19 protein-coding genes are annotated in these 21,727 nt (G+C 64.3%); 7 read left to right on the top strand and 12 right to left on the bottom strand.

Annotated features, from left to right (window positions below; genetic code table 11):
- Positions 1 to 177: 177 nt before the first annotated feature.
- From J7E83_RS16285 to J7E83_RS16275, 3 genes are all read right to left on the bottom strand, one after another.
- The gene (locus J7E83_RS16285; RefSeq protein ID WP_214964298.1) at positions 178 to 1,341 is read right to left on the bottom strand and encodes a mannitol-1-phosphate 5-dehydrogenase; all 1,164 of its coding nucleotides are present in this window, start codon (positions 1,339 to 1,341) and stop codon (positions 178 to 180) included.
- Positions 1,341 to 3,383 carry a PTS mannitol transporter subunit IICBA gene (locus J7E83_RS16280; protein ID WP_214964296.1) on the bottom strand — a complete coding sequence of 681 codons (2,043 nt, stop codon included), beginning with the start codon at positions 3,381 to 3,383 and terminating at the stop codon, positions 1,341 to 1,343. Before J7E83_RS16280 ends, J7E83_RS16285 begins: the two co-directional genes overlap by 1 nt.
- A gap of 119 nt (positions 3,384 to 3,502) precedes the next feature.
- Positions 3,503 to 4,222, bottom strand: coding sequence for a TetR/AcrR family transcriptional regulator (locus tag J7E83_RS16275; protein WP_214964294.1), 720 nt, complete (start codon positions 4,220 to 4,222; stop codon positions 3,503 to 3,505).
- 161 nt (positions 4,223 to 4,383) lie between these two features.
- On the opposite strand from J7E83_RS16275, the gene ptsP reads away from it, so the two are divergent.
- Positions 4,384 to 6,069 carry a phosphoenolpyruvate--protein phosphotransferase gene (ptsP, locus tag J7E83_RS16270; RefSeq protein ID WP_214964293.1) on the top strand — a complete coding sequence of 562 codons (1,686 nt, stop codon included), beginning with the start codon at positions 4,384 to 4,386 and terminating at the stop codon, positions 6,067 to 6,069.
- Between the two features lie 49 nt (positions 6,070 to 6,118).
- Entirely contained in the window at positions 6,119 to 6,397 is a 279-nt protein-coding gene (locus tag J7E83_RS16265; RefSeq protein ID WP_214964291.1) for an HPr family phosphocarrier protein, read from the top strand.
- A gap of 12 nt (positions 6,398 to 6,409) precedes the next feature.
- Here J7E83_RS16265 and J7E83_RS16260 read toward each other — a convergent pair whose 3' ends face one another.
- Complete coding sequence (locus J7E83_RS16260; protein WP_214964289.1) at positions 6,410 to 7,192, bottom strand: alpha/beta fold hydrolase; 783 nt, start codon at positions 7,190 to 7,192, stop codon at positions 6,410 to 6,412.
- A 62-nt stretch (positions 7,193 to 7,254) separates the two neighbouring features.
- Between J7E83_RS16260 and J7E83_RS16255 the strand changes: the two genes are divergently transcribed.
- The gene (locus J7E83_RS16255; RefSeq protein ID WP_214964287.1) at positions 7,255 to 7,674 is read left to right on the top strand and encodes a helix-turn-helix domain-containing protein; all 420 of its coding nucleotides are present in this window, start codon (positions 7,255 to 7,257) and stop codon (positions 7,672 to 7,674) included.
- Between the two features lie 75 nt (positions 7,675 to 7,749).
- Positions 7,750 to 8,166: a hypothetical protein gene (locus J7E83_RS16250; RefSeq protein ID WP_214964285.1), complete on the top strand. Its 417-nt coding sequence runs from the start codon at positions 7,750 to 7,752 to the stop codon at positions 8,164 to 8,166.
- A 36-nt stretch (positions 8,167 to 8,202) separates the two neighbouring features.
- Here J7E83_RS16250 and J7E83_RS16245 read toward each other — a convergent pair whose 3' ends face one another.
- Complete coding sequence (locus J7E83_RS16245; protein WP_214964283.1) at positions 8,203 to 9,423, bottom strand: CdaR family transcriptional regulator; 1,221 nt, start codon at positions 9,421 to 9,423, stop codon at positions 8,203 to 8,205.
- A 233-nt stretch (positions 9,424 to 9,656) separates the two neighbouring features.
- Here J7E83_RS16245 and ald point away from each other — a divergent pair, with 233 nt between their 5' ends.
- A complete protein-coding gene (gene ald, locus J7E83_RS16240; protein WP_214964280.1) occupies positions 9,657 to 10,775 on the top strand; it encodes an alanine dehydrogenase in 1,119 nt (372 codons plus the stop codon).
- Between the two features lie 22 nt (positions 10,776 to 10,797).
- Here the strand turns inward: ald and J7E83_RS16235 are convergent, their stop codons facing one another.
- The 6 genes from J7E83_RS16235 to J7E83_RS16210 all read right to left on the bottom strand — a co-directional run bounded on the left by J7E83_RS16235 (position 10,798) and on the right by J7E83_RS16210 (position 19,122).
- The gene (locus J7E83_RS16235; protein WP_214964278.1) at positions 10,798 to 11,871 is read right to left on the bottom strand and encodes a Gfo/Idh/MocA family oxidoreductase; all 1,074 of its coding nucleotides are present in this window, start codon (positions 11,869 to 11,871) and stop codon (positions 10,798 to 10,800) included.
- 306 nt (positions 11,872 to 12,177) lie between these two features.
- Positions 12,178 to 13,896: an ABC transporter family substrate-binding protein gene (locus J7E83_RS16230; RefSeq protein ID WP_214964275.1), complete on the bottom strand. Its 1,719-nt coding sequence runs from the start codon at positions 13,894 to 13,896 to the stop codon at positions 12,178 to 12,180.
- Positions 13,897 to 13,948: 52 nt separating this feature from the next.
- Complete coding sequence (locus J7E83_RS16225) at positions 13,949 to 16,195, bottom strand: ABC transporter ATP-binding protein (protein WP_214964272.1); 2,247 nt, start codon at positions 16,193 to 16,195, stop codon at positions 13,949 to 13,951.
- On the bottom strand, positions 16,192 to 17,166 hold the full coding sequence (locus J7E83_RS16220) for an ABC transporter permease (RefSeq protein ID WP_214964269.1): 975 nt from the start codon (positions 17,164 to 17,166) through the stop codon (positions 16,192 to 16,194). Before J7E83_RS16220 ends, J7E83_RS16225 begins: the two co-directional genes overlap by 4 nt.
- A gap of 2 nt (positions 17,167 to 17,168) precedes the next feature.
- A complete protein-coding gene (locus J7E83_RS16215) occupies positions 17,169 to 18,152 on the bottom strand; it encodes an ABC transporter permease (RefSeq protein ID WP_214964266.1) in 984 nt (327 codons plus the stop codon).
- 361 nt (positions 18,153 to 18,513) lie between these two features.
- Positions 18,514 to 19,122, bottom strand: coding sequence for a helix-turn-helix domain-containing protein (locus J7E83_RS16210; protein ID WP_311379735.1), 609 nt, complete (start codon positions 19,120 to 19,122; stop codon positions 18,514 to 18,516).
- Positions 19,123 to 19,246: 124 nt separating this feature from the next.
- On the opposite strand from J7E83_RS16210, the gene J7E83_RS16205 reads away from it, so the two are divergent.
- Together J7E83_RS16205 and J7E83_RS16200 are read left to right on the top strand one after the other, a co-directional pair.
- On the top strand, positions 19,247 to 19,804 hold the full coding sequence (locus tag J7E83_RS16205; protein WP_214964260.1) for an NAD(P)H-dependent oxidoreductase: 558 nt from the start codon (positions 19,247 to 19,249) through the stop codon (positions 19,802 to 19,804).
- 228 nt (positions 19,805 to 20,032) lie between these two features.
- On the top strand, positions 20,033 to 20,806 hold the full coding sequence (locus J7E83_RS16200; RefSeq protein WP_214964257.1) for a GerMN domain-containing protein: 774 nt from the start codon (positions 20,033 to 20,035) through the stop codon (positions 20,804 to 20,806).
- 10 nt (positions 20,807 to 20,816) lie between these two features.
- Here the strand turns inward: J7E83_RS16200 and J7E83_RS16195 are convergent, their stop codons facing one another.
- Complete coding sequence (locus J7E83_RS16195; protein ID WP_214964254.1) at positions 20,817 to 21,662, bottom strand: isocitrate lyase/phosphoenolpyruvate mutase family protein; 846 nt, start codon at positions 21,660 to 21,662, stop codon at positions 20,817 to 20,819.
- Positions 21,663 to 21,727: the final 65 nt, after the last annotated feature.

Here is a 21,727-nt window from a genome sequence, read left to right as displayed (position 1 = left end):
TCGAAGCCTACTGGGCCCGCAGACAAGGGGACGGAAAAGATACAAAGGCATGAGAGCCAGGATCGAAGACACAAGGCACGACGCCGGCACACATGGTGAGTACCGGCGTCGTTGTGGACCTGCGCGAGGGTTTCCCGAAAAGCTGCAGGACCTGCGGGAGGGTTCGAGGGAAAGCGGTCAGGCTGGAGTCTTGGCGCCTTCCGCCTGGCGTTCCTCCACCAGCGTGGACACGGCTTCGAAGAGGGGATGCTCCGGAGCGAGGCCTGTAATCTGCGCCGTGGCGTCGGCCGGGCTGGAGGATGCCAGGATCTGTGCCAGTTCCGTGGCCTCGGCGTCGGCTGGGTCATTGAAGCGCAGGGCTGCGGCGATGGCGCCCAGGAGCGCCTCCGGCACAATGCCTCGTTCGGCAAGTTCCGCGGCCGGGCCGATGAACCGCTCATTGCGGCCAAGCTTCCGCAGCGGGGCGCGGCCCACCCGGTTCACGGTGTCCGGCAAGTGCGGGTTGGAGAACCGGACTAGGATCTTCTGGACGTAGGCTTCCTGTTCCTCGTTGTTGAAGCCGTGTTTGGCAACCAGGAGCTGCTTGGTCTCCTCAAGGACTGACCTTACGTCTTCGGCAACATCCTGATCGGCCATGGCATCTGAAAGCTTCTCCAGGCCAGCCTCGAACCCGAAATACGCCGCGGCTGCGTGGCCCGTGTTCACGGTGAAGAGCTTCCGCTCGATATATGGCGAGAGCTCGTCCACGAACGTCACCCCGGGGATCACCGGCGCCGCCCCGCCGAAGGGCGTGCGGTCGATGACCCACTCGTAGAAGGTCTCCACCGTGACGTCCAGGCCCTGCCCGTCTTCCTGGTTGGGTACGATCCGGTCCACGGCGGTGTTGGCAAAGACCGCCAGGGAGTCCAGGGAACCGGCGGCGTCATCCCAGCATCCAGCGACTTCCTGGCGCAGGATGTCCGTGGCGTTGATGGCGTTCTCGCAGGCCATCACCTGCAGCGGCGCCAGGGCGGTGTCGCGTGCGGCGATGCCCCTGGTGATGGCCGGTGCCACGAACTTCAGGATGTGCGGCCCGACGGCGGTGGTGACGATGTCCGCCGTCGCGATTTCCGCCACCAGCTCGGCCTCCTGGAGGGCGGAATTCAGCGCCCGGAAGTTCTCCACTGTACGCACTGTTGGGTTCTCCCCCACCTCGTGGACGGCGTAGCTGTCCGCCGCGGCAAGTTGGGCGATGAGTGCCTCTGCTACGTCGGCGAAAACCACCTCATACCCGGCCTGATGCAGCAGCAGCCCGACGAACCCGCGGCCGATGTTGCCGGCTCCGAAATGTACAGCCTTCACTACGCGTTGACCTTTCCGAACAGCTCCAGCACTTCGTCCACGGACGTCGCCGCTTCCAGCTGTGCCACCTGGGCCTTGTTGGTGAAGACCTTGGCGATGGAGGACAGGATGTGGAGGTGCTCGTTATTGATGCCGGCCACGCCCACCACGAACTTGACCTGCTTGCCGTTCCAGTCGATGCCGTCCGGGTAGCGGATCACGGATACCGCGGACTTCTTGATGTGGTCCTTCGCAGCGTTGGTGCCGTGCGGGATGGCCAGATAACTGCCCATGTAGGTGGAGACGGATTCCTCCCGCTCGTGCATCGCGGCGACGTAGCCCTCGTCCACGGCACCGCGTGCCAGCAGGAGCCGGCCAGCCTCGTCGATTGCGGCGTCGCGGGTGGTTGCTGTGCCGTTGAGGATCACACTGTCGGACGCCAGGATGTCAGAACGCCCGACGGCGGCGTGGGCGCCTTGGCCGGCCGCAGCCTCGACGTTCTCCGGGGTCACGGTGCCTGCGGCGGCTTCCGGAGCGTTGCTCTGCATGACGAGCTCAAGAACCTCGTCGTACTTCGGGCTGCTCATGAAGTTGTCCACGGAGTAGTGCACGGCGCTTGAGGTCCTGGGCTTGGCCCGCTCGGTCAGGTCCTGGTGGGTAATGACCACGTCGTAGGTGTCGTCGAGGTTGGCGATAGAGGCGTTGGTGACCTTGACGTCGGGGAAGCCGGCTGCCCTGATCTTGTTCCGCAGCACAGACGCGCCCATCGCGCTGGAGCCCATGCCGGCGTCGCAGGCGAACACAACGTTGCGGACTGGTCCTGTCAGCACTGCCGTTCCTACCCCGCCGCCGGCACCCGCGCCAGCGGCACCGGCACCTGCACCTGCACCTGCACCGGCACCGGTCAGGACAGAGGAGACGGAGCTCTTCTTTCCCTTCATGGCTTCCATGCGGCTGGTGGCATCACCGAGATCGCTCTCGTCACTGTGGTGCGTGGCCTTCAGGATCACCGAAGCGACGAGGAACGAAACGAGGGTGGCGAGGAGGACCGAGAGGATCACGCCGAGATAGCTGTCACGTGAAGTCTGAGCCAGCACGGCGAAGATGGATCCCGGGGCCGCCGGCGCCACGAGGCCGGAGTTGGTGATGGCCAGGGTGGCAATGCCGGTCATGCCGCCCGCGATCGTTGCGAGAATCAGCAGCGGGCGCATCAGGACATACGGGAAGTAGATCTCGTGGATGCCACCGAAAAAGTGGATGAGGGCCGCGCCGGGAGCCGAAGCCTTAGCGACCCCGCGGCCAAAGAACATATAGGCGAGCAGAAGTCCAAGTCCCGGGCCCGGGTTGGCTTCGAGCAGGAACAGGATGGACTTGCCCTGGTCCAGGGACTGCTGGATACCTAACGGGGTCAGCACGCCGTGGTTGATGGCGTTGTTAAGGAACAGCACCTTGGCCGGCTCAATGAAGATGCTGGTCAGGGGCAGTAGGCCGTTGTTGACCAGGAACTGGACCACATTGCCGGCTCCCGCACTGAAAGCCTGGACCAGCGGAGCAATCCCATAGAAGCCCAGCATGGCCAGCAATGCGCCCCAGATACCGGCGGAGAAGTTGTTCACCAGCATCTCGAAGCCAGGACGGATCTTGCCGTCCCAAAGGGAGTCGATCTTCTTCATGGTCCAGCCGCCGAGGGGTCCCATGATCATGGCACCGATGAACATCGGGATACCGGCACCAACAATGACGCCCATGGTGCCAATGGCACCGACCACGCCGCCGCGGACGTCATAGACCATCCTGCCCCCGGTGTAGGCGATCAGGAGCGGCAGCAGGTAGGTGATCATGGGGCCAACGAGGCCCACGTTCGGCTTGCCGGCAGCGTCGACGTCGAATCCACCGAGTTGAGGGACCGGGATCCAGCCCTTCTCGATGAAGAGGGCGGTGATGAGGCCCCAGGCGATAAACGCCCCGATGTTGGGCATGATCATGCCGGACAGGAACGTCCCGAACTTCTGGACGCCAACGCGCATGCTGGTGCGGGGTTTTGCAACCGTCTCTGTTGCCATGTGATTTCCTAACCGTGATTCCTGCTGCTCCGCAGGGATGGTTCGTTGTTTACGACGACGTACTGGTGCTCAGAGGGTGACGCCCGCCCTAGGGCGGAAACGCCTGGTTTTGTGGCTGATTACGTGCTCGAGATCCGGTGAAGCCATTCGAGGAAGAGTTTGAGTTCAGAGCTGGAGAGCTGATCCGAGTGCGACGCCTGAAGTGCGGCATTCAGGGCGATCGCTGCCACCACCACCGAGGACTTCCCGGAATCATCCGGGCCGGCACCGGCTGCTTGCTCCGCGGATACCGCAAAGATCATGGCATCCCGGGTCATGGTGGAGAGTTCGAGGTTCCGCTCAGTGGCGGGTTCCGCAATCAGCATGAGGGTCACGCCCACGTTAGCGGCCAGGATACTCCTGGCTGCTTCCCTGGGCTGGACATTCAGCTGGCCCGCCATTGCTGCCTTGTTCAGCATCTCCTCCATCAGGGCCTCGGCATCTGCAACGATGGCGGGGCGGCTTTCAGGACGGATGTTACCGAACATCACGAGGTAGAGTTCCGGCTGGTTGAGCCCGAACTGGACGTGGTTGTCCCACATCCGCCGGATATCCACCAGCGGATGTCCGGACGGGGCGAAATCCCTTTCGCCCGCAACATAGTCTTCAAAACCTGCGGCGACGACGGCGTCGAACAGACCTTCCTTGTCACCGAAGTGGTGGTACAGCGTGGGCGCCGTAACCCCGGCCAGCTGGGTGATCTGGCGGGTTGAAACGGGAGCCCCCGCAGAGTTTGCCAGCAATTCGGCCGCCGCACGCAGCAGTCGCATTTTGGGGGGAAGCTGGCCATCCAAACTCATAGCCGCTACCCTATCACCTATAGCGTTGCTATATGAACTGGATCACATACAATTTTTTCAGGCACGTTTCCGCCGTCGCACACAGCGGTTGCGGCGGGCCCCGGCATGGCGCCGGGACAACCTTGGCGGGCCTGGCTACCGGCAGAGAATGAGGACCTTCAGTGCAGAACTTCCCAGGAGTAGGCGTGAGCCCCGGCCGCATCATCGGCACCATCCGGCAGATGCCCAAACCGATCAGCGAACCTCCGGCGGGCGAACAGCTTGCCTCCGGCACCTCCGCAGAGGAAGCCACCGCCGCCCTCAAGGCAGCCGCGGGAACCGTCCATGACCAACTCAAGGCTCGAGCGGAAACGGCAACCGGGGACGGCAAGGCTGTCCTGGAAGCCACTGCGCTCATGGCCAAGGACACCATGCTCATCAAGGGTGCTGCCAAACTGATCGCCCGCGGCACCTCGGCACAGCGTGCAGTCTGGGAGGCCGGAGCGTCGGTCGCCGAGATGCTGCACAACCTCGGCGGCTACATGGCCGAGCGCGCCACCGACGTCCTGGATGTCCGGGCACGTATCGTGGCCGAGCTACGCGGTGTTCCCGCGCCGGGCATCCCATCCTCCAGTGCCCCGTTCATCCTGGTGGCCGAGGACCTGGCTCCGGCGGACACAGCCACGTTGGACCCGGAAAAGGTCCTGGCCCTGGTCACCGCCGGCGGGGGGCCACAGTCCCACACCGCCATCATCGCCCGATCCCTCGGCCTGCCGGCCGTGGTGGCTGCGGCAGGGGTCGACGAACTGCCGGACAGCACTGAGGTGTACGTCGACGGTGCCGCCGGCCTCATCAGCGTTAACCCGGATGGCGACCAGCGAGCCGCTGCGGAGGCGTGGGCCACCAACGCCTCCCTGCTGGCGGTCTTTGACGGCAACGGCACGACGGCGGACGGCCACCTGGTTCCGCTCCTCGCCAACGTGGGCGGCGGCAAGGACGCAATAGCCGCAGCGGCACTCAACGCCCAAGGTGTGGGCCTGTTCCGCACCGAGTTCTGCTTCCTGGAGCGCGACACCGAGCCCACAGTTGAGGAACAGGCCGCCGCGTACAAGGGCGTCTTTGATGCGTTCCCGGGCAAGAAAGTGGTCCTCCGTACCCTGGACGCCGGAGCAGACAAGCCGTTGCCGTTCCTGACCGACGCCACCGAACCCAACCCGGCCCTGGGCGTCCGCGGCTACCGCACCGACTTCACGACCCCCGGCGTTCTGGAACGCCAGCTGCAGGCAATCGCGCTCGCCGAAAAGGACTCGGAGGCGGACGTCTGGGTCATGGCACCGATGATTTCGACGGCGGATGAGGCAGCCCACTTCGCCTCCATGTGCGCCGCGGCCGGTATCACCAACCCGGGCGTCATGGTGGAGGTCCCCTCCGCAGCCCTCACCGCTGAATCCATCCTGCGCGAGGTGGGCTTCGCCAGCCTGGGCACCAACGACCTCACCCAGTACGCCATGGCCGCGGACCGCCAGCTGGGCCCGCTCGCCAACCTGAATACACCCTGGCAGCCTGCCGTCCTGCGCCTGGTAGGCCTGACCGTTGAAGGGTCACGTGCCGAAGGCAACAACAAACCCGTGGGCGTCTGCGGTGAGGCTGCTGCGGATCCCGCCCTCGCCGTCGTACTCACCGGGCTGGGGGTTTCAACCCTGTCCATGACAGCGAGATCCCTGGCCGCAGTGGCAGCGGTGCTGAAGACCGTCAGCCTGGCGGAAGCACAGCAGCTGGCCAAGCTGGCCCTTTCCGCCCGCAGCGCCACGGAAGCGCGCGCCTGGGTGCGGGAGAAACTGCCCGTACTGGAAGAACTCGGCCTGTAAATTGCGGACGCAGCATCACCCGGCAGGCCCCGCACCATTAGGAGGAACAATGCCCGAACGCACCGCCACGATCGCGAGCCGTTCCGGCCTCCACGCGCGTCCGGCCGCGCTCTTCGCAGAGGCCGCCGGCGACGTGGGAGTGGATGTCACCATTGCCATGCAGGGCGAGCCGGAGGATGACGCGCTGGACGCCTCGAGCATCCTCTCCCTCATGACGCTCGGTGCCGGCAAGGGCGACGTGGTGGTGCTGCGCGCCGAAGGCGAGGGGGCAGAGGCGGCGCTCGATTCGCTCGTGAAGCTCCTGGAGACGGACCTCGACGCCGAATAGGGCGGCAGTGGATTAAGCAGTCACGCCGAAGCCGTCCACCGTCCGGACCCAGCTGCTGATGGCCGCGGCGGCCGGGCGGGGGGCTGTGTGCTGGAAGACGTGGCCCTGCCCGGGGATCTCCACCAGGGTGCCTTGGGGTGCCTGCTTCGAGAGGCGTTCGCACCACGGATGACGTGCAACTGGGTCCCGGCTTCCGCGCATCACCAGCACGGGCTGGCTGACGCCCTGGACCCTGGATTCAAGGGGATAGCTCATCATGACCGGCAATTCGGTCAGGTACCAACGGGGCCCCGCGCGGACATAATCCGAAAACACAACGACGTTCGAGGACAGGCTTTCACTGAACATGGCATCGCGCGTCAGGGCGGTTGCCTGGGCCAGCACCGACTTCCTGCCGGAGTCCACCACCGGGCCCATGAGCACCACGCCGGCCACCAGCCCGGGCTCCTGCAGCGCGAGTTCCACGGCAAACTGGGTGCCCATGGAATGGCCTATCACTACGCACGAGCGGACACCGGCACCGGCCAGGGCGGCATTCACAAACGCCGCATACTCCCCCACGGGCACCTGGCGCCGCGGCTGCGGGGCGTCGCCGAAGCCCGGAAGGTCAAACGAGTAGACGTCCGCAGACATGGCGAGTTCCTGGTGCAATCGCGCGAGATAGCGGTGGGAGACGCCGATCCCGTGCAGGAGCACGTACGTTGCGCGGGGGACGCTCCCGCCGTCCGCCAGGGACACGTAAAGCCGGCCCTTCAGACCGCCAGATTCAACGTCCTTTCCGCCACTGAGTTTCATCAGCCGAGCATACCGCCACCGTCCAGAGGAGCCGTCCATAGAGACCGGGCTAGGCTGTTGCCATGGCACTGATAGCTCCGAGGATGACGTCCGGCCTGGCGGCCGAGGATGCAGAGAAACTGCAGCTGGCGCTCGAGGGCAGCCATGACATCACCGTATTCGTGGACGGGACGGTCCACCGGCTCCCGCCCCAGGCGAGGGACGCCGTGGTAGACCTCCTCGGCCGGTTCAGCCGCGGCGAAGCGGTGACGGTCAGCAGCGTCGAGGAATTGCTCACCACATCGAAGGCTGCGGAACTCGCGGGGATCTCCCACACCTACCTCCGCAACATGACGGACCGCGGCGAGATTCCAGTGGAATACCGCGGCACTCACCGGCGCATCCGGCTGGCCGCCATCATGGCGTGGCTGGACCAGCAGAAGAAGACCGAGCAGGCCAAGCAGCCGCCCGCAAAAAATGACGGCGGATCCGCCACCGCGTGACGGAGTGATAAGGATCAAGCAACGATCCTCACCAAGCCCTGAAACACGTCGCTGACCGGGGTTAAGCTTAGAATCGTGGGGAGATTCAGAGGGTTGCACGTGGTGGCGGGCATTGCCGCCATGCTGGTGGCTGCCTTTCTCGGATCAGCCATGAAACTGAATAATACGGCCGTGGTGATGTCCAGCTGCGTAGTTTTTGTGGCCGTTGCGATGTGGGCTGACAGCGCGCTGACCCGGCGCCGCCGTGCGTCCGTGACGTTGCAGCAGGCGGCGTCGCTGGAACAGGCCACCTCCCTGGAGCCGGCAGCGACCCTCGAGCCCAGACGGGAAACAGGTCCGGCCCTTCACCAGGGCATCGCTCAGCAGTCTTCCCTGGACCGCCCTGGGCAGGGGAACCAGCCCGCAGTTGGGAACGACACCTCGGGCCTTGATTCATCCGTCCTTGGCCGGCCGCCGGGTGAACCACCCAAGCGCGAAGGCAACGCCGCCTGATACTGCCGTACGCGCCCCGGCCTGATGCCGGGGCGCCTATATCCTGGGCCGTGCTGCCCAGCGCCGCATCTTGAGGGCAGCATGGAGTTCCAGCCTCGCCATACCCTTGAGCGGGTCCACTCCCAGGAGCTGACGGATACGGCCCAGCCGGTTGTAGATGCTGCTGCGGTGGAGGTGGAGCTTCATGGCCACATCCTGGACCGAGCCGTCGTTGTCGTACAGGAGTTCGAGGACGGGGATAAGTTCGCCGTTACGGTCGTGATCCTCGAGCATGCGGAAGAAGACAGATCCGGAATCCGCCCAAGAGCCCGCGCCGCCGCCAGCGGAGGCCAGCAGCTGGTAGACCCCTGTGTCGCGGCAATCCACCAGCTCCCCAAGCTGAGGATCGACAGCTGCGGCCTGCGCCGCCTGCTTTGACTGCCGGTAGGCCTCTGCCAATTCGCGCGGCTTGGCAAACCCCTCACTGATCCCCAGGATGATCCGGTGCACGGGGCGGCCCGAGCGCTTGGCCAGCTCCAGCTGGTAGTGGACCAGCACCTGGGCATGGTTTGCCCGGCCGATGGATTCCCGGAAAAGGACCACGGAATGGGTCTCCGTGCCTGCACTGAACAGGGCGACGTCCACGCCCACCGTGGCCTGCAGGGCAGCGGATCTGTGGATCAGTGTGGAGGCTATGGGGTCTGGGCCGCCCGTCCAGCCGTCCGCATCGAGGACGGTGACCACCTGCCACGGCCCCCTGCCCTGGATTTCCTTCCATCCGGCTACGGCAGCCACGGCGTTGGACTCACCGGAACATGCGGCGAGGAACTCGCGCTCGCGGCCGCGCCGGAACTCGGATTCCGCCGTATTGGATTCCAGCAGCAGGCCGGACAGCAGCTCCAGTTCCTGGTTGACGTCAGGCAGCTGGGTGAGGATCGCCGCGGGGCTTTCCTCCGCCGAGTCCTGCTGGACCCACAGGTAGCCCACGCGAAAGCCGCGCACCATCAGTGGAACGCAGACCCGGCCCAGCATCCCCAGGTCCGGGTTGGCGGGGACCACTACCGGCCGGACCGCCGTCGCGATGCCGTGCGACAGCTGCCACGCGCTGACGTCCGCGGGGACGCGTTTACTCAGCAGGAAATTGACCCGGACCCGGTCGGCATGGGACTGGTTGGAGCTGTAGGCGAGCAGCAAACCGTCCAGGTCCTCCAGCGAAAGTCCTCTACCGAGCTTCTGTGCCACATGCTCCACAAGCTGTTCCACGTCGTGCTGCTGCATGGGCCCACACTACTGGCCGCCGGAGGATTCAGGTGAACGGACACGAGGCGACACCTGACGTCCCCACACAGGACAAATGTCTAGGTAGAAGAATAAAAAACCGTGGAATCACGCGGTTTTGGCTTCGCGCCTGGCGGCACTTCGTGTCGCCTGCCTCACAGCCGGATTTATTCTGGAATCACAACTTACCCCGCGATTTCAGGCCTACCCGGCCTGTGAAACTGGAGCCCAGAATGATCATCGGTGTCCCCAAAGAGATCAAGAACAACGAATTCCGCGTAGCCATCACTGCCGCCGGCGTTCATGAATTCCTCATGCATGGCCATACGGTCCTCGTGGAGCGCGGCGCCGGCCTCGGCTCGGGCATCACGGACGAGGAATACGCGATCGCCGGCGCTGAAATTGTTGCCGAAGCGGACGACGTGTGGGCCCGTGCTGAGATGGTGATGAAGGTCAAGGAACCCATCAAGGCCGAATACCACCGCTTCCGCAAGGGCCTGGTGCTGTTCACCTACCTGCACCTCGCCGCTGAGCCCGAGCTGACCCACGAACTCATCAACTCCGGCGTCACCGCCATCGCCTATGAGACCGTTCAGGAAGGCCGCACCCTCCCCCTGCTTGCGCCGATGTCCGAAGTTGCCGGCCGCCTCTCTGTCCAGGTGGGGGCCACCTCACTCATGGCACCAGCCGGCGGAAAGGGAGTGCTGCTGGGCGGCGTCCCGGGAGTCCGCCCGGCCAAGGTTGTGGTGCTCGGCGCGGGCGTGGCGGGCACCAACGCCGCCGCGATGGCCCTTGGCCTCGGCGCCGATGTGACCATCCTGGACATCAACATCAACCGCCTCCGTGAACTGGATGCCCAGTACCAGGGCAGGCTGAAGACGGTGGCATCGAACAAGTACGAGATCGAGAAGTCAGTGGTGGACGCGGACCTGGTAATCGGCTCCGTGCTGATCCCGGGAGCCAGGGCTCCCAAGCTGGTCAGCAACGAGCTCGTCGCCCGGATGAAGCCCGGCTCAGTACTGGTCGATATCGCGGTGGACCAGGGCGGCTGCTTCGAGGACACGCATCCCACCACCCACCAGGAGCCCACGTACAAGGTTCACAACACCATTTTCTACTGCGTGGCCAACATGCCCGGCGCCGTGCCCAACACGTCCACGTACGCGCTGACCAACGTCACGCTGCGGTACGCGGTTTCGCTGGCCAACCTGGGCGTCAGGGCAGCGTTCGACCGGGATCCGGCCCTCGCTGCCGGCCTCAACATCGCGGGCGGCCATGTGGCGCACCACTCGGTGTCCGAGGCGCATAACCTGCCCCTCGTGGCCGACTGGCACGAACTGGTTTCCGCCTAGCCCCGTATTGTCCGGTCGGCTTTCAGGTATTATCAGCGCCCAGTTCCCGTGCTTCTTCTATTAATTTGAGGGTTTCGACGGCGTCTTCCGGGTCCACTGGAAGCGGCAGCGGCGATGCCGTCCCGCCGTCGAGAATCTTGTCCCCCAGCATCCGGTAGAACTCAGGGTAGGCGCCGTGTTCGGTGGGCAGGGCGTCCAAGTGGCCGTTTCGGCCCAGGACTCCGGCCCATTCCGGTGCCTCCACGCCGTAATCCTCATCCAGCGGGCTGCCGCCGGCCAGAATGTACGGCTCCTGCGGATCCACGCCCTGTTTCGTGAAACCTCCGGCCGAGCCAAGGACGCGGAAGCGCGGACCCTGCTGGGCGCAGAGCATGTTCATGGTCAGATGACTGATCACCCCGGACTCGTGCCGCAGCACCAGGAAGCAATCATCGTCAACCTTCTCGTCCGGGCGCCGGGCCAGGAGTTCGGCATGGACCACTGTGGCTGGGCCGAAGAGCTGGAGGGCCTGGTCGATGAGGTGGCTGCCAAGGTCAAACAGGACTCCTCCGCCGTCAGCCGCCGTGGCGTCGGCCTTCCAGGCCTTGGAAATTTCCGGCGACCAGCGCTCAAACCGGGACTCGAGCCGGGTCACGTTTCCCAGGGCGTCACCCGCGAGCAGCTTCCGCAGAGTCAGGAAATCCCCGTCCCACCGCCGGTTCTGGAACACGGTCAACACCCGTCCCAGCCGGCCCGCCAGCGCGATCAGTTCCTGCCCCTCCGCACTGCGCACCGCGAAGGGCTTGTCGACCACGACGTCGAGCCCCGCCTCGAGAGCGGCCTTCGCCAGCGGATAGTGGGTTGCCGGCGGAGTCCCCAGCACCACGAGGTCAAGGTTCCCGGCGCGCGCCAGCACCGCATCGCCGTCGGGCACTGTGGTGGCACCGGGGTAACGCCCGCGCGCGTCAGACTGCCGCCCGGCGTCGGACGTTGCGATGATGTCCAACGAATAGCGGGGATCAGCCGCGATCAGCGGCGCGTGGAATACGCTCCCCGAGAGGCCGTAGCCGACGACGGCGGTGCGGATGGTGGTGCGTTCAGCTTCAATCCCCGTCATAGGGGAAACGCTACCCGGCCCGCCTTCCAAACGCTCTCTCACGTCCTGTCGCCTTTCCACAAACGCTCTCTCACATCCTGCCGCCTTTCCACAAACGCTCTCTCACGTCCTGTCGCCTTTCCGGCGGCCCTCTCTCATAGATCAGGAGAGGATTGAGCAGGATCTGCAAGAGGGTCTGGAGAAAACCAGCAGGATCTGCAAGAGGGTTCCCAGGATGCGGGTTGGGGAAAACGGCGAAGGCCGGCACCTCGGGAAATCCAGAGGATGCCGGCCTTGGCCGTGTTGGTTTGTGCGAGGCGGGAGGGGTTACTTCTTGACCCAGCCCAGGGTGCTCCAATCCGGAACCTGGGACAGGCTCTGGAACAGTGACGGTCCGTAGTTTGCCAGGCCGGTGCGGACGAAGGAGATCTGCGGGCCGTTGAACACGGGACCCAGAGAGAAGTACTTGGCCATATGCTTGCGCTCAACTTCCATGGCCGCCTTGTTACGCTCGGCGTTGTCTTCGATGGTGGCCAGCTTGGCGATGTCTGCGTCCAGTTCCGCGTCGCCCAGTTTGTTCTCGCTGACCTTGGAATCGTAGTACTGCTTCACGGAGTCCGTTGCATCGGCTCCAACGGTATAGCCGGAAAGGCTGAGGTCGAAGTCACGGCCGCCCATGACCTTGTTGAAGTCCGCGGAGGCGCGCTGGTCGATGCCCACATCCATACCGCCTGCCTGCAGCTGCTTCTGCAGCGTCTGCGTGGTGGCGAGCGACGTGGGGTCGTCGCCGAAGTTGCTGATCCTGAAAGCGGCCGGCTTTCCGTCCTTCTCCATGATGCCCGACGCGTTAGGAGTGTAGCCGGCGTCGGTCAGGACCTTCTTGGCCGCATCCGCGCCGGTTTCCTTGACCGGGTAGTTGTCCTGGTAGTACTCGGAGAACGGCAGGAGCATCATGGAGCCGGAGCTCGGCTCGTCCCAGTTCAGGCCGTTGAAGCGGACCTTGCGCACGGCCGCGCGGTCAACAGCGGTGAAGATGGCCTTACGGACAGCGACATCTGGAACCTTCTGGGCGTTGATGTTCATGCCACCTGCGAAGAGCCGTTGCCCGCGGCGGACCTCGGAATCCTTGGTCCCGTCCACCTGCTTGTAGAGTGCGACCGTATTCGCCGACATGGCGTCAATTTCGCCGTTCTTGAAGGCAGCGATCTGTGCACTTGACTCCAGCTGACGGAAGGTGACACTTTCCAGGACAGGCTTGGTTCCCCACCATTTGTCATTCGCGACGGCCGTTACGGTCTTGGCTGCGCTGTCATACTTGTCCAGCTTGAACGGCCCGGCCATCCATTCCGGGTGCAGGTTGCCGTTGAAGCCGTTGTTGAAAATCTCGGGGGAATTAACATTAGGGTTGATTAGGCCGAAGAAGAGGGAGTCCAGCGGGTAGACCGGTTGGCTGGTCTTGACGATGACTTCCTTGTCGCTGCTGCCCGCCTCCACCGAGTCAACGAACTGATAGGCGCCGGAGTTCACGATGTCGTAATCGGGATTTGAGCCCTTGAGAATGTTCCAGGTGTTCTGGAAGGCCTTGATGTCGATGGGCGTGCCGTCGTTGTACGTGGCCTTAGGGTTGACCTTGATGGTGATGGTCTGCTTGCCATCCTTGATCTCGCTGTCCACCGACTCGCAGAAGTCCTTGTTGGGGGTGGCCTTTCCCACGAAATCGAACTTCCAGCACCCCCCGATGCCGCCACTTGACACCGTTACCGGATTGATCGAAGCCATCAGTGCCGAGTTGTCAGAACTGTTGCCGTTGTTGGAGAACCCGTTGAAGTCCGGGCCGATACTGAGCAGTGGAAGCGTGACCTTGCCGCCCTGCTGAAGGTCCTTGGCGTCCTTGGCATTGATGCTGATCAGTTTGGAGAGATCGCTGCCGGCTTGCTGTCCCTTGGCGGACTCCGGCCCCGTGGGTGAGCCTCCCGAGCCACAGGCCGTCAGCGTCAGAGCCGCAGCAATGACCGCCGCTCCGCCAATTCTGGTCCGATTCTTCATGGTGTTCCCTTCATTGGTGCGAGTGGTGGTGCTTGTGATGGGTCGAAAAAATCTACGGTGCATCGTGGTCCGCCGTTTCATGGACCACCAGCATGTCCTCGTCCAGTTCGCCATCGGGGAAGAAGCAGGCGAATTGCTGGTCCGGAGCCGGTACGGGTCCTGCCTCGAGCGCCTGGGCTGCGGCTGACGGCGGATCGTATTCCAGGGGCGGTTCCAGGGTGAGGCACTGTTCCTTCTTGGCCGCAGGCAGGGCGGCGAAGACGGGGCAGCGGGTGGCGAAGTTGCAGCCCTTGGGCGCCTCCAAAGGAGATGGCAGGTCTCCTTGCAGGATGATCCGTTCGCGTGTGCGTTCCAGATGCGGATCCGGCACCGGAATGGCGGACAGCAAAGCTCGTGTGTAGGGATGGCGCGGATTGTCAAAGACCCGGTCCACCTCGCCGATCTCCACAATCTTGCCCAAGTACATGACCGCCACGCGGTTGGATATGTGACGCACCACGGAAAGATCGTGCGCCACCAAGAGGTAGCTGAGGCCCAGTTCTGCGCGGAGCTTGTCCAGGAGGTTGATGACGCCTGCCTGGACGGAGACGTCCAGGGCGGACACGGGCTCGTCCAGCACCACCAGCCTCGGGTTTACGGCCAGGGCCCGGGCTATGCCAACGCGCTGCCGCTGGCCGCCGGAGAACTGGTTGGGGAAGCGGTTGACGTGGTCCGGCTGCAGGCCCACGAGCTCCATCAGCTCCATGATCCGCTTTCGGATGGCCGGCTTGGCGAGGCCGGCGTTCTGCAGCGGTTCCGCCAGGACCTCGTATACCGTGAACCGCGGATCAAGGGCACCGGTGGGATCCTGGAAGACCATCTGCAGTTCCTTGCGCATGGCACTTTTGGTCTTGGCGTCGGCTGCGTCCTTGTTGCTGATCCCGCCGATGACCACCTCCCCGTCCTGATCACTATGGAATTCCATGATTTCCAGGAGAGTGGTGGTTTTGCCCGAGCCGGACTCCCCAACGATCGAGAAGCACTCGCCCTCGCGGATGTCGAAGCTCAGGCCGTCCACGGCCTTCACCGTGCCGATCCGCCGTTTGAGGAGGGCGCCCTTGGTCAAAGGGAAATGCTTGCGGACATCCTTGAGCTGGAGGACAGCGCGGCGTTCCTCGCGAGGGATGAGATCAAACCGGGATTCCGGCCGCGGCGGCGCGGAGAAGACCTCGTGGACGTCCACGTCTGCGCCCAGGGAAGCGGACTTGATGCAGGCCGCACGGTGAAGGGCCCCTCCCGGGACGGGCGCCAGAGCCGGCTCACCGTTCAGGCATGCCTCCGAGACCAGGGGGCACCGTGGCGCAAAGGAACAGCCCGTGGGGGTGCGGACCAGGTTAGGCGGGATGCCCTCGATCGGGACCAGCGAGGCCTTCTCGGCCACATCCACCCGGGGCACTGCCCCGAGCAGTCCCATGGTGTACGGCATTCGCGGGTTGTAGTAAATGTCATCCACTCCCCCGGTTTCCACCGGTTTGCCCGCATACATGACCATGATGTCGTCGGCCATGCCGGCCACCACACCCAGATCGTGCGTGATCATCACGACGGCGGCGCCCGTTTCCTCCTGCGCGGTGTGCAGCACCTCCAGCACCTGGGCCTGGATGGTGACGTCGAGGGCCGTCGTCGGCTCGTCCGCGACCAGTACCCGGGGGTTGTTGGCGATCGCGATCGCGATCATCACCCGCTGGCGCATGCCGCCGGAGAACTCGTGGGGGAAGGCCCTGAGGCGGTCCTTCGGGCTGGGGATGCCCACCATGGACAGAAGTTCGACGGCGCGGGCTTCTTTGGCCTGCTTGCTCATCGTCGGGTTGTGGATGGTCAGGGCCTCGGTAATCTGGGCGCCAACCGTGTACACCGGAGTGAGGGACGACAGCGGGTCCTGGAACACCATCGCTATGTCGTTGCCGCGGTAGGCGCACATGGCCTTATCGTTGAGGCCCAACAGCTCCTTGCCCTTGAGCATCACAGAGCCGCTGACGTCCGCCGTGGTGGGCAGCAAGCCCATGATGGCGAGCGACGTCACCGACTTTCCTGACCCTGACTCCCCCACGATGCCCAGTGTCTTGCCCGGCATCAGGTCAAAATCCACTCCGCGGACCGCGTGCACCAGGCCGTTTTCGGTATTGAACCGGACGTTCAGGTCCCGAACGGAAAGGACGGCACCGTCCATTGGAAGGGATCGGTCCAGGCCCGCAATGTGCAGGCGGTCAGCCGGGGAGGGCCTGGAATCCGCCGGTTCGAGGTACGTTTCGCTGCTCATGCCTGCTTCTTCTTTGCGCTGTTTTTCCTGGCGCTTCCTATGGAACTGGAGCTGGGGTCGAACGCGTCCCGCAGGCCGTCATTCATCATGGCAAGGGACCCTGTCAGCAGGAACATCACTGTCAGCGGCACCCAGAACATCCACGGGAAGGTCTGAACCTGGGAGGTGGCGCTGCCGATCAGGACGCCCAGGCTGACGTCCGGCACCTTGATGCCTATGCCGATGAAGGAGAAGGCGACTTCAGCGAGGACGGCGCCGGTGACGCCGCGGGTGATGTCCAGAACCAGCAGCGAACCGATATTGGGGACCAGGTGCCGCCACACGATCCTGCGTGGCGGCACCCCCATGTACTGGGCGGCTTTGACGTAGTCCCGCTGCATGAGCGACATGGAAAGGGAGCGGATCAGCCGGGCGGTGCCCATCCAGCTGAAGACCAGCAGAACGATAATCAGTAGCAGCCAGCTGGGGAGGTCCCTTTTCAGCCCAGCACCGCCACCGCTGGTGGCCACGGCAACCACTAGCAGTGCCGGCATCATGATGAGCGCTTCGAGAACGAAGAGCATCACCTTGTCCACCTTGCCGCCGAAGTAGGCCATGGTGCAGCCGTAAACCGCAGCGATCAGCACCGAAACAAGTCCAACGATCAGCCCGATCAGGATGGAGATCCTGGTGCCCTCCACGGTCATGGCATAGAGATCGATGCCCGCCTGTGAAGTGCCCAGGAAATGTTCTCCCGACGGCGGCATGGCGATGTTGAAGGGGTCGATTGTCTCCTTGTCCCAGGGAGTGAAGAACCCGCCCACAAAGGAGAAGACGGTAAGTCCCAGGAAGACCACGAGGCCGGCCACGGCGGTCTTGTTGCGCATGAAGCGGCGGAAGATGATGGTGGATTTCCCGATCACCACATCGGCGTTTTGGAGGTGCGCCTCCTCTGCGACGGCCGCGGCATCCACTGCATTGAGGTTTGTCATGGCTACTGCACCCGCACTCTCGGGTCGACAAGCGTCGTGGCGAAGTCGGCCAGGATGGCGCCGAGGGCGAAAATGACTGAACCGTAGGCCAGGGTGGCCGTCGCGGCGTTGACGTCTTGCAACGAGATGGCGTCAATGCTCCAGGAGCCGACGCCCGGCCAGGCGAAGATTTTCTCGGCGAAGAAGCCGCCGGCAAAAATGGCCGGAATCGTGAAGGCGATGCTCTGGGCCACGGGAATGAACGAAACCCGGAGGGCGTGCCGCGTGATGGCCTGGTTGCGAGTGAGTCCCTTGGCACGGGCTGTGCGGACAAAGTCGGCATTGACGTTGTCCAACAAGTACTGCCGCTGGGCGATCTGGTAGGAACCCCATCCCACCAGGGTGATGGCGATGGTGGGCACCGCGTAATGCGCCAGCATGTCGACGAATTGCGGCCAACCGGGTTCCATTCCGGGGGTGGAGATGCCCGTGACAAAGAAGATGCGTTCTCCCACCGTCTCGTTGACATTGATGGCGCCCAGTTGGACCAGGAAGTAGGCGATGGGTGCAGGCACGATATAGGCGAGGTAGCTGTAGGACGTGATGATCCGGTCCTGGTACTTGTACTGCCGGGCGGCCGAGTAGACGCCAAGGGCAACGCCGATGACGAGCGTCAGGATGATGGCTCCCAAAAAGAGCCGGGTTGAGATCCACACACGGTCGCCGAATTCAGCGTTGATGTACGCCCCGTTAGGGCTGCGGCCCCAGTCCCAACGGGTTACGATGCCGGTGAGCCAATCGACGTAGCGTTCCCAGGGACTGAGGCCGGGATCCAGGCCTTTCAAGCGCATGGAGTTGGCAACCTGCTCGGGTGTGGGGCGAGGGATCCGCTCCTGTTCCAACAGTGCAGGCTTGAGGGAAGTGACAGCCAGGAAGTACCCGGCGGAGGTGGTCAGGAAGATCATGAAGACATACGTGATGCCGCGCTTGGCGAGGTACTTAAGCATGTGGCGGCTACTTCTGTATCGTCGCCGCCAGGAATCTGCCCGGATACCGCAAGTGGGCCCGATGCTGTGGCGTCGGGGTGTTGAGCTTAACAACATTCACGCGCTTGATCCTTCCGTCTTCCCGGGCGGCGGGGGTTGCGTCACCACTCGGGATTGTGCACCAGCGGGTAGCTGGTCTCCCGCGGCCTTTGCAGGCTAGTTCCTGGTGGACTATGGTGCGGGTCACATTCCAGAGGAAATTACCACACAAATCCTGTCAATAAGCGCGATAATGGGCGAAAATCACAAGTCCAGTACGGAATCGTTATGAATAGTTTCGTGTAGTTGATTTGACTGGCAGATTTCCCGGATTCCCCGCTGTCTAACCGCCTCGTACGACCCGTGTGACAAGCTCCCGCCACGAATCGGCCAGCCGCTCCGGAGTGACGCCGTGAACGCGGACCGCATGCAACAGCCGTTCGGGGTCCAGGGCGGCGCTGAGGGACGTGGCCATCAACCAGGGATCCGCGTCCATCCCTTCCTCGCGGAGAAGGTACTCTATGTGGCGGTGCCATAGCACCACAGCCGGGACCTCAAACCGGTTGGGGCCAGAGGCCTCCGCTGCCCGCGCGAGATCCCCGTACTCCAGCACGAAGGCGATCCGTTGGGCCCCGAAGGCGATCAGCCGGTCCAGGCCCGGCGCGCCGGGGCCCAGCGGGGGCGGACCAAACATGAAGCGGCCCTGGAAATCGGCCTCCGCATCGCTCAGCAACGCCACCATCAGGCCTGCGCGGCTGCCGAACCTCCGAAAAACAGTTCCCTTGCCCACCCCGGCAGTTTCGGCAAGCCGGTCCATGGTGAGCGCGTGTGCCCCGCATTCCTCGATGAGCCTTCGGGCTGCTTCCAACAGGCGCTCCCGGTTCCGGGCAGCATCTCTGCGTTCAGGGGAAGCGCCGGATAGTGATCCGGGCTCCAACGGGATGAACCTCACATCCCATATTCTAGACCCCGGGAATAACATCCGGACCGTAGTCCGTTTAGTGTGGTGAAGGCGTCAATTGCCTCCACACTTCAACTGGTTCGCGGTCCGCCGCAGCCCGACCCAAGGAGTTCCTATGTCCAAGAGCACCGTACTCACCCTCGTCGGCAGCCTCCGCGCCGATTCCACCAACCAGAAACTTGCCGAGGCAATCCAGCTGAACGCTCCGGAACAGATTGACGTGGTCATCCACGAAAGCCTGGGCAACATCCCGTTCTACAACGAGGACCTCGACGTTGACGGCCAGGTCCCCCCAGCTGCCGCCGCCCTGCGTGCAGCAGCGAACGAAGCCGACGCGCTGCTCCTCGTCACCCCCGAGCACAACGGCACGGTGCCGGCTTCGCTGAAGAACGCCATCGACTGGCTGTCCCGCCCGTTCGGGGCAGGCGCCCTCGCTGGCAAGCCGACCGGCGTCGTTGGCACCGCGTTTGGCCAGTTCGGCGGGGTGTGGGCCCAGGACGAAGCGCGCAAGGCAGCTGGCATCGCCGGCGCCCAGGTCCTCGAAGACGTCAAGCTGGCCGTTCCGGGCTCGATGGTCCGCTTTGCGGAACTGCACCCGAAGGATGATGCCGAGGTTGTTGAGCAAATCAAGGGCGTCTTTGACGCCTTGGCCGCCGTCCGGTCCGTCGCCTGAGACCAGCCGAGGTCCAAACGCCCCGGGAACCGCAAGGTACCCGGGGCGTTTGTTATCTCCCCGTGAACGGCCCTGGCTTGTTATGGGGAAGTGTGACCAACTCTTGTCCCAACCGGTACCAGCCCGGCATTCTCTGCCGCTTCGGATCGCCGTAACGTTAATGAACGGAACGTACCGGGACAGGAATGCGGTGCAGGCATGGCAAGCAGGCGGAGTGCTGGAGCAAGGATGACGGCGGCGGCAGCGGTAGCGCTGGTATTTCCGCTCTGGCTCGGAGCGTGCACCGTCGGGCCGGGGTCTCCAACTGGTACGGTAGCGGGCGGACAGGCAGCAACACCCGAGGACGCCGCAGCCCCCGCCCCCCAGCCGGCACCACCGGCCGGATCCTCAACGGACAATGCTCCTGATCCCGGCCCCCTCCCCGCTACCACGCCCAGCGCGTCGCCGGAAAGTCCTGCCACGCCAGACCAGGGCACCGGTGGAGCTGGCGGCGCCGGCCAGGCCGAGGCCGCCGTCCCGGGCACCGCCCCTGTATCCGGCGCGAATGCTACATCGGCTCCTCCGCCGCCGCCTGCCACTCCTGCCCCGGGCAACGTCGGCGGGACCAAGACGGTCACCGCCTACTACGTGCTCCTGGATGACGGGGGCAGCGGCGGTGTGCGCTTTGGCTGCAATGACAGCCTGGTGGGTGTCCACCTGCCCGCCGCCGGCTCCACGGAGCCGCTGCGTGCGGCAATGGGCGCCCTCCTGGACGGCGCTGAGCCCCCAGCGGGTGACGCCTACAACTCCTTGCAGGCTTCAACGCTGAAGTTCCTCTCCGGCAGCTTCGATGGCACCACGGTGACGGTCTATCTGTCCGGCACCATCCGGCCGGGCGGGGTGTGTGATGTCCCGCGGGTGGAAGCACAGCTCACCCAGACCGCGGTGGCCTCCGTAGAAGCCATCCGGGCTGACATCTATGTTAACGGGGTTGCCCTGACCGAGGCCTTGAGCCTCAGATAAACCCCTGCGCTTAGCTCTCGAAAAGCGCGTCCATGGCTGCGTGGCTCCGGGCCCCCGCCAGCTCGGACCAGTTGCCGCCGCCCAACACCCCGCCTGCCACCTTTGACACTTTTGTATACGCGGCCTTGGCAGTATTGCCGCCGATGCTGATGCGCTGCACGCCGGCGTCGTGCAGTTCACTCACAGATGGCGCCCCCAGTCCGGCGAGCGCGTTCAGCGGCGCGTCAATCCGGCGCGACAGTTCGTGCAGGATGTGCAGGTCAGTCACCCCCGGCACAAAGATGCCGCTGGCCCCTGCCGCCAAGTAGGCCTCCGCACGTCGAACGGTCTCCTCGAAGGCCTGCTCCGGGTAATTCCCGGACAGGTAGGTGTCAATGCGGGCATTGATGAAAAGGTCGACGCCGGCCGACGCCGCGGTCTTCCTGATCAGGTTCAGGCGCCGGCACTGTTCGTCCACCCCGGTGAGGGGCTGGTCGCCTGAGTCCTCGAAGTTGACACCGATTGCGCCGGAGTCGAGCACCGCCAGCACCGTGTCCCGGAGGAGTCCTGTGGCATAGTCACTTCCGCTGCCTGCGTAGCCGGTTTCGATGTCAGCCGTCACCGGGAGGCCGGTAGCGGCGACGATCCTCTTCAGCGCGTCCATCGCCAGTGTTCGGGGGAGGTTATTGCCGTCAGGGAAGCCCAGGCTCCAGGAAATCGCCGAGCTGGAGGTGGCAAGGGCACTGGCCCCGGCCTCCTCCACGAGTCTGGCGGATGCGGCGTCCCACACGTTGACCAGGACCAGGGGCGGAGTGCCGGCCTGATGGAGGGCATGGAAGGCGGCTGCGTTGGAGGCGGCGTGCGTTGGCGTTGTCATTGCTCCATTCCAGTCCCTGAGCATGCCGACGTAAAGTCACGGGGCGAGCAGGTGCACCACATATC

The organism is Arthrobacter sp. ISL-48, from assembly GCF_018613805.1.
Taxonomy (GTDB): Bacteria; Actinomycetota; Actinomycetes; order Actinomycetales; family Micrococcaceae; genus Arthrobacter.
The sequence above is the reverse complement of the archived record's forward strand: the minus strand, read 5'-3'. Positions and strand labels throughout refer to the sequence as shown.